Source organism: Pandoraea eparura, assembly GCF_902459725.1.
GTDB lineage: Bacteria > Pseudomonadota > Gammaproteobacteria > Burkholderiales > Burkholderiaceae > Pandoraea > Pandoraea eparura.
Map to the genome: position 1 here is coordinate 1 of NZ_CABPSH010000024.1, position 7832 is coordinate 7832.

A 7832-nucleotide genomic window follows, 5' to 3' on the forward strand; every position below is an offset into this window, starting at 1 on the left:
TTTGGTGGGGCGTGAGTGACTCGAACACTCGACCTACGGATTAAGAGTCCGCTGCTCTACCAACTGAGCTAACGCCCCGATGCTACCGGGAATAAAAAAGGCTGCACGGCGTAGCAGCCTTTTTCAGAATTCGTTTGGTGGGGCGTGAGTGACTCGAACACTCGACCTACGGATTAAGAGTCCGCTGCTCTACCAACTGAGCTAACGCCCCAACGAGACCGAGATAATATCGGCTCTTCCGCGAGGGGTCAACCCTTAATGGTGAAAATCCGTAAAAAGGACTCAGCCGAGCAGCGGTACCAACTCGAACGCCAGTACGGCAAGCACCGCACCGACGACAACGAGCAGCGAGCGCCAGCACAGGCGAATAGCTCCTTTGCAGGGCATGGCGCCAACGACGACCGCGCCGAATACCGCGATCGCAAACATCGTCATCAGTTCGCCGTTGGAAAGGTGGGGCACGATCATGGTCGATCTCCCTGCCGCTGAGAAGCGCGTCAAATCGCGTTTCCAGTATAGAGAGCGACCCCCGCCAAGCAAAGCGGCGCGGCAACCGGGATTTCCCCAGTGGCCGCGCCGTGCGTTGTTGCCTTGCGATCTGTCCGAAACACTCGATTCACTCGGTCCGGACGCCGCAAACAAACATCAACGTTATTCGGGCAGATCGAGAATCAGCACGATCGTCCATGCGTCTTCGCCTTCGTGATGATACTGACGCTCCACCACGACAAACGGTTGCTTCTTGTCGCCTTGGCCGAGGAACAGCACGTCGCCTTCGGCCGGCATGCATTCGATCGGCGGCAGCGCCAGAGGGGTGCCCTTGGGGACGAGCTTCTCGGCCTTCTTCGCTGCGCGTTCGGTCCACTCGATATCGAATTCGATCTGACTCACCGGATGATCCTGTCTATGCATAATGAAACGGCTGCATGGTAGCACGCAGCTTGCGCGGCTCACGAAAAAAGCCCGCGCCTTGGGCAAGGGGCGGGCGAAGGTCCCGTGCGCTCGCGCGAGCGCATGGCGACAGGAGCGGCGCCCGTGGGCAAACCATCGGTGTCCGCTCGACCAGAGGGGAAGTGTGTTGGACGAGCGGACGCGACGGCAACCCTGTCAGGCTCGGGCACGTGCCTGTCGGCGGGACAATGCGAGGTGACGCAACACAGGCTGGCGATGCCGTCCTGCCTGTGTGCGTCACGTCATGCTGCCGGGGTACGGCAACACGACGAGGGGCGGTGCGTCCGGCGCGGGCCGCAGCGATTGACGGCGAGCGGCGGTCGACGGTGTCGGCGCTATCGAGGATGTCGCGGCGGTCGTCGATTCACGACCGCGACGTTACGCGACGGATTACGGATTCGAGTACGTCATCTCGCCATTCTGGCGCGCGCGTACGAGGTCCTCATACACCTGCGCACGCGTCTTGCCCGGCGCCCGGTCGTGCTGCATCGTGGCGAGCACCGGATACTCGTAATCGTTTTGCGGGATCAGACCCTGCGCGCGGGCGTCGGCCAATTCCTGGCGCACTTGTTCGCGCGAGACCTGTGACGATTGCGACACCCAGGCAAATTGAGAACCCTCGGGGTAAGCGTCGCTGGTTTGGCCTGCCTGTGCGAAGGCGGCCCCTGCGGCGGTGGCGATCACCACCGATACAACGGCTGTGGCAATGGACTTGCGATTCATGACGATAACTCCTGTCTTTCTGTGTTGCGGGGGCGCGCAATGCATCGGTACCGGCATTCGTTCCAGGATGAAGCGGTATGCATTGTGTGCGACCGTTGAAGACAGTCTAAGCGTCTGGCTATCGCGGAAAAACGGCAATTGAGGGAATAAATAATTACGGGAATCGCAACAATCCTCGACGCACGTGCCCAAAAAAACACCACCCTCGGGTGGCGATTGCGACGTGGCGGTTGGGGACGGAGACGGTGTGGGTATCGGTATCGTAGTCGGCGGTATCGGTATTTGTTGCGCCGTCACAGTCGTAGTCGCAGTTGTAGTTGTAGTTGTAGTTGTACTTGTACTTGTAGTTGTACTTGTAGTTGTACTTGTAGTCGCGATGGCAGTCGTAGTCGGATTGGGCGCCCGCATCAACCCCGGAATCGCGTTCAGCGGGTCGCGATGGCGACGGCCGCGCCGGCCATCACCGTGCCGGTGGCACGATTCAAACGTCGCACGGCGCGTGCCGAACTGAGCAGTCGACGGGCACGGGCGGCGAGTGCGATGTAACTGCCGAACACGAGTGCGAGAACGGTCAGCGTCACGCCCACGATTTCGAGATAGCCAAGTGCCGTCACCCGTTGCAGATCGAGCAGGTTGGGCAGCAGCGCGAAGTAGAACACGACGACCTTAGGGTTGCCCATCGTGACGGACAGTCCCCCGAGAAACAGACGCCACGATTTCTCGCGTGGCGCGGCGGCCATCGGTTCCGCAGGCGCCGCGACCGGCGCGTGCCACATCTTCCACGCCAGGTAAAGCAGGTAGGCGGCGCCGGCGTATCTGATCGCGAGGAATACGCCCGAGAACGTGTGCGCCAGCGCGGCGACGCCCAGCACGGCAAGCGTCAGCCACACGACATCGCCGATCGCCACGCCCGCCGTAAACGCGATTGCGCCCTGCGTGCCGCGTCCGAGCACGCGCGCCACGATGGCCGCAATGCCCGGCCCGGGCGTGCCAGCGCCGACGAACAACGCAAGCGCGAACGTGAGTAAAGGGGTCCACGCCATCTCAGTATTTCCTCGCGTTGATGACCTTCAGAGTTGTCTGGAAAAGTGTTGATGCGCTCGCGCCGGCGGGTATCCCTGTGCGCTCATGGGCGCACGGCGATGCCCACTCAGGCGCCGAGCCAGGGCAGTCCGCGAAAGCACCAGCCGCTTACCGTTTTCCGATGGCCGGCATTGTCCTTGTCGCCCTCGAAGCCTTCGAGAATGTCGAACGACTGCGTGTAGCCGGCTTCATAGGCGACTTTGGCGGCGGCCTTCGAGCGGGCGGCGCTGCGGCACAGGAACAGCAGCGGCGTGGACTTGTCGGGCGTCTGCGAGGCGAGTTGCTCCAGGAAGTGCTCATTGGGCACGCCGCCCGGGTAGCGAACCCATTCCACGTTGGCGTACTGACCGTCAGGCACCTGCGGACGGCCGACCCAGTCGAGTTCGGCGCGCGTGCGCACGTCGATCAGGCGAACGTTCGCATCGGCGCCAAGCAGGGCCAGGGCTTCTTCCGGCGTCACGGCGCCCGCGTAGGCGAGCTGCGCGTTGGCGCGGCGTTGGGAGGCTTGCTCGAGAATGGCGTTGGCGCTTGTCATAGGGCTGTGATCTCGTTGGACGATGATTGTGCTTTATTCTAGCGTGCCCTTTGCGCGTGGGGCGTTTTACGTGACGCCGCGATTCGTCAGCGCATCGAAGATACGGGCTGTTTCGCGTGTTGGCCCGCGCATGATCTCGGTGCAAGGCGATGCACAACTTCGGTTCCTTGGGATCGGTCGTTGGCACCGAAATTGTGCATAATGCGAAAATGCACCAATGTTGTGATGGTTTGATACGTATTGCACCGAATCGGGGAATTGCGGCCCACGGGTGGGAATTCGACGCTGGACGCACCAGAATAGAATATTCGCTTAGAAATCAGAGGGCGAGGGTCAGGAGAGGCGGATTGGCGGATTGCTGGCACGCTTCCTGCTTATCATTGACGAATCCGAACACGGAGTTCGTTAAGACGGTACGGCGACGCGGGCGACAAGCGCCCGCAGCGCCAGATTGAATCTTTCGGGAGATAGCATGAGCAAATCTGTGGCAGATGTGATGAATCTGGTTAAGGAAGAAGACGTCAAGTTCGTCGACTTCCGCTTTACCGATACGCGCGGCAAGGAACAACACGTCTCGGTGCCGGTGTCGCACTTCGACGCTGACAAGTTCGAAAGCGGTCATGCTTTCGATGGTTCGTCGATTGCTGGCTGGAAGGGCATCGAAGCCTCGGACATGCTGCTCGTGCCGGACGCGAACACTGCCTATGTCGACCCGTTCTATGAAGAAAGCACGCTGGTGCTGACCTGCGACGTGATCGAACCGGCCGACGGCAAGGGCTACGACCGCGACCCGCGTTCCATCGCCAAGCGCGCTGAAGCCTACCTGAAGAGCACGGGCCTGGGCGACACCGCCTACTTCGGTCCGGAACCGGAATTCTTCATTTTCGACTCGGTTCAGTGGAGCACCGACATGTCGGGCTCGTTCGTCCGCGTGAATTCGGAAGAAGCCCCGTGGTCGTCGGCGAAGGACTTCGAAGGTGGCAACACCGGCCACCGTCCGGGCGTGAAGGGCGGCTACTTCCCGGTCGCACCGGTCGACACGTTCCAGGACATGCGCTCGGAAATGTGCCTGTTGCTCGAGCAACTGGGCGTGCCGGTCGAAGTGCACCACCACGAAGTGGCGGGCCAGGGCCAGAACGAAATCGGCACGAAGTTCTCGACGCTGGTCGAGCGCGCCGACTGGACGCAGATCCTGAAGTACGTGGTGCACAACGTGGCACACAGCTACGGCAAGACGGCAACGTTCATGCCGAAGCCGATCGTGGGCGACAACGGCTCGGGCATGCACATCCACCAGTCGGTCTGGAAGGATGGTCAGAACCTGTTCGCCGGTAACGGCTACGGCGGTCTGTCGGAGTTCGCGCTGTACTACATCGGCGGCATCATCAAGCACGCACGTGCCCTGAACGCCATCACGAACCCGTCGACCAACTCGTACAAGCGTCTGGTGCCGCACTTCGAAGCCCCGGTGAAGCTGGCCTACTCGGCCCGTAACCGTTCGGCCTCGATTCGCATTCCGTACGTTGCCAACCCGAAGGGTCGCCGCATCGAAGCGCGCTTCCCGGACCCGATGGCCAACCCGTACCTGGCCTTCTCGGCCATGCTGATGGCCGGTCTGGATGGCGTGCAGAACAAGATCCACCCGGGCGAAGCGGCTGACAAGAACCTGTACGACCTGCCGCCGGAAGAGGATGCCAAGATCCCGACCGTGTGCTCGAGCCTTGAACAGGCGCTGGAATACCTGAACGAAGACCGCGAGTTCCTGACCCGTGGCGGCGTGTTCACGGACGGCATGCTCGATTCGTACATCGCGCTCAAGACGGACGAAGCGCGTCGTATCGCCATGACCACGCACCCGCTCGAGTTCGAACTGTACTACTCGCTGTAATCGAATCGCTGCGCAGGGAATGCGCCGGTATGACGGAACGCCAGCGGCCGACCGTCATGCTCGACAGGCAAGGGGGATGGCCGCGGCCGTCCCCCTTTTTTATCCGCAGCGCATTCGCCACGTAGCCAGCCATGAACCTATCGCCTCGATCCTTGATGAACAGTGTCCGTGCCGGTGGGAAAGGGCAGACGAAGCGCGCCGAGCACGCCGCTGCCGCCGAAGACCCTCATGCCGCCGAGATGACCCCCGACGTCGCCGGCCCGACAGCCGTGCTGCCGCCGGGTGTCGATCCGTGGGAAGCGAAGCTCGCGGCGACCGGTGTGTTGCCCGGTCTCGAAGCCTTGCCGACCGTCTTGCTGGTGCTCGAAAGGCACACGCTGCGTGTCGTGTTCGCCAACCCGGCCGCCGAAGCGTTGCTGGCGCTCTCGCGCCGCTCGCTGTCGCAGATGACGTGGAACGACGTCTTCACGAACGGCGAGGTGCTCGCGTCGACGATGGCCGATCTCATCGCCAACCGCTTTCAGACGACGCGCCTCGATTTGGTGCTCGAGCGCACCGCGCAGGAGCCGCTGCACACGCACGCGATCGTCGCGGCCCCCGAGTCCGCGCCCGATTTCGTGATCGTCGAGCTGATCGAGAACGAACAGAAGATCAAGAACGAGCGCGAAGAGCGCATCATCGATCAGGCCTTGATGAACAAGCAGCTCATCCGCAACCTGGCGCACGAAATCAAGAACCCGCTGGGCGGGATTCGCGGCGCGGCGCAGTTGCTGGAATTCGAGCTGGATCAGCGTGAGCTGCGTGAGTACACGCAGGTCATCATCAAGGAGTCCGACAGACTGCAGACGCTGGTCGATCGTCTGCTCGAGCCGCATCGTCATCCATTCATCGCCACCGACGTCAACATCCACGAGGTGTGCGAGCGCGTGCGCTCGGTGGTGCTTGCCGAGTTTCCGCAGGGCTTGTCGATCGAGCGCGACTACGACGTGAGCCTGCCCGATTTTCGCGGCGATAAGGAGCAACTCATTCAAGCGCTGCTCAACATCGTGCGCAACGGTGCCGAAGCGCTGCGCGAGCAGATTGCGCGCGGCGACGCACGCATCGTGTTGCGCACGCGTGTGGCGCGAAAGATCACGATTGCCAAACGTCTGCACAAGCTGGCATTGGAATTGCATGTGATCGACAACGGGCCTGGCATTCCCGCCGACATTCGTGATCGCATCTTCTATCCGCTCGTCTCGGGGCGCGAAGGGGGAAGCGGTCTGGGACTCACATTGGCGCAGTCGTTCGTGCAGCGCCACGAGGGTCTGATCGAATGCGAAAGCCGGCCCGGACGGACGGATTTCCGAATCCTGCTGCCCCTGGGCTGAAGCGGCCCTCACGCCGTCGGCCGTAGCACCTGCGGCCGGGCATAGACGTTACACGGTGAACAATGAAGCCGATCTGGATAGTAGACGACGACCAATCGATTCGATGGGTGCTCGAAAAGGCGCTCTCGCGAGCCAATCTGCCGGTGCGCAGCTTTACCGGCCCGCGCGAAGCCAGCGCGGCGCTCGAACACGACTCGCCGCAGGTGCTGGTCTCGGACATCCGCATGGCGGGCGGTTCCGGGCTCGAGCTGCTGCAGACGGTCAAGCAACGACATCCTGGACTGCCGGTCATCATCATGACGGCATTCTCGGATCTGGACAGCGCCGTCGCGGCCTTTCAGGGCGGCGCGTTCGAATATCTCGCCAAGCCGTTCGACGTCGATCGCGCGGTCGAGTTGATTTTGCGCGCGGTCGAGGAAAGCCTGCGCGAGGCGACGGACGACGAGCGCATTACCGAAGAGCCGGAGATTCTTGGGCAGGCGAGCGCCATGCAGGACGTGTTCCGCGCGATCGGCCGTCTCTCGCATTCGAGCGCCACGGTGCTCATCACCGGCGAATCGGGGTCGGGCAAGGAGCTGGTCGCGCGGGCATTGCACCGTCATTCGCCGCGTGCCTCCGGGCCCTTCATCGCCCTGAACACGGCGGCGATTCCGAAGGATCTGCTGGAATCCGAACTTTTTGGCCACGAGCGCGGCGCGTTCACCGGCGCGCAGGCCACGCGACGCGGGCGCTTCGAGCAGGCCGAGAGCGGCACGCTGTTCCTCGATGAAATCGGCGACATGCCGCTCGATCTGCAAACGCGTTTGCTGCGGGTGCTCTCGGACGGCAACTACTATCGCGTGGGCGGCCATAGCCCGATCAAGGCAAATGTCCGCGTGATCGCGGCCACGCACCAGAATCTGGAAGATCGCGTGCGTCAGGGGTTGTTCCGCGAGGATCTGTATCACCGCCTGAATGTGATTCGCCTGCGTTTGCCCTCACTGCGTGAGCGCAACGAGGATATCCCGCTGCTCGTGCGCCACTTCCTTCAGAAGAGCGCGCGCGAGCTGGGCGTCGAGACGAAACGCATCAGTGAGGCTGCCCTGGCGCATCTGACGCGTTTCCCGTTCCCGGGCAATGTGCGTCAACTGGAAAACCTGAGCAACTGGCTGACGGTCATGGCCCCGGCGCAGACGGTGGAGATCAAGGATCTGCCGCCGGAGTTCCAGACGGTGGGCGCGGCGTCGGGTGGCGGCGCGGGCGCGCCGGCAACGGTGTCCTCCGCCTATGCGGCGGCGCCGAC

General features: G+C 62.5%; 7 protein-coding genes, 2 tRNA genes and 1 pseudogene. 3 read left to right on the forward strand and 7 right to left on the reverse strand.

From position 1 onward, the window contains the following. Nucleotides 1–2: 2 nt before the first annotated feature. The 7 genes from PEP31012_RS23355 to PEP31012_RS23385 form a co-directional block, all read right to left on the reverse strand. A tRNA-Lys gene (locus tag PEP31012_RS23355) sits at nucleotides 3–78 on the reverse strand. A 57-nt stretch (nucleotides 79–135) separates the two neighbouring features. After that, a tRNA-Lys gene (locus PEP31012_RS23360) sits at nucleotides 136–211 on the reverse strand. Nucleotides 212–282: 71 nt separating this feature from the next. Further along, nucleotides 283–468 carry a hypothetical protein gene (locus PEP31012_RS23365; RefSeq protein ID WP_150591594.1) on the reverse strand — a complete coding sequence of 62 codons (186 nt, stop codon included), beginning with the start codon at nucleotides 466–468 and terminating at the stop codon, nucleotides 283–285. Nucleotides 469–651: 183 nt separating this feature from the next. Continuing rightward, complete coding sequence (locus PEP31012_RS23370; RefSeq protein ID WP_150591595.1) at nucleotides 652–891, reverse strand: DNA-binding protein; 240 nt, start codon at nucleotides 889–891, stop codon at nucleotides 652–654. Between the two features lie 450 nt (nucleotides 892–1341). Then, a complete protein-coding gene (locus PEP31012_RS23790) occupies nucleotides 1342–1674 on the reverse strand; it encodes a DUF4148 domain-containing protein (RefSeq protein ID WP_174978374.1) in 333 nt (110 codons plus the stop codon). Between the two features lie 425 nt (nucleotides 1675–2099). Then, nucleotides 2100–2717: a LysE family translocator gene (locus tag PEP31012_RS23380; protein WP_150591597.1), complete on the reverse strand. Its 618-nt coding sequence runs from the start codon at nucleotides 2715–2717 to the stop codon at nucleotides 2100–2102. Between the two features lie 107 nt (nucleotides 2718–2824). Next, on the reverse strand, nucleotides 2825–3292 hold the full coding sequence (locus tag PEP31012_RS23385) for a rhodanese-like domain-containing protein (protein ID WP_150591598.1): 468 nt from the start codon (nucleotides 3290–3292) through the stop codon (nucleotides 2825–2827). Nucleotides 3293–3764: 472 nt separating this feature from the next. Between PEP31012_RS23385 and glnA the strand changes: the two genes are divergently transcribed. The 3 genes and pseudogenes from glnA to ntrC form a co-directional block, all read left to right on the forward strand. Further along, nucleotides 3765–5180, forward strand: coding sequence for a type I glutamate--ammonia ligase (gene glnA, locus PEP31012_RS23390; protein WP_150591599.1), 1416 nt, complete (start codon nucleotides 3765–3767; stop codon nucleotides 5178–5180). Nucleotides 5181–5497: 317 nt separating this feature from the next. Beyond that, nucleotides 5498–6550, forward strand: a pseudogene (gene glnL / locus PEP31012_RS23395) (nitrogen regulation protein NR(II)); the annotation flags it as partial. 62 nt (nucleotides 6551–6612) lie between these two features. Next, nucleotides 6613–7832, forward strand: a 1220-nt coding sequence (gene ntrC / locus PEP31012_RS23400; RefSeq protein ID WP_150591600.1) for a nitrogen regulation protein NR(I), incomplete at its 3' end; no start/stop codon positions are given.

Coding starts and splice junctions, on each gene's coding strand:
- PEP31012_RS23365 (WP_150591594.1), bottom strand. CDS start 468: ATGATCGTGCCCCACCTTTCCAACGGCGAACTGATGACGATGTTTGCG.
- PEP31012_RS23790 (WP_174978374.1), bottom strand. CDS start 1,674: ATGAATCGCAAGTCCATTGCCACAGCCGTTGTATCGGTGGTGATCGCC.
- PEP31012_RS23380 (WP_150591597.1), bottom strand. CDS start 2,717: ATGGCGTGGACCCCTTTACTCACGTTCGCGCTTGCGTTGTTCGTCGGC.
- PEP31012_RS23385 (WP_150591598.1), bottom strand. CDS start 3,292: ATGACAAGCGCCAACGCCATTCTCGAGCAAGCCTCCCAACGCCGCGCC.
- glnA (WP_150591599.1), top strand. CDS start 3,765: ATGAGCAAATCTGTGGCAGATGTGATGAATCTGGTTAAGGAAGAAGAC.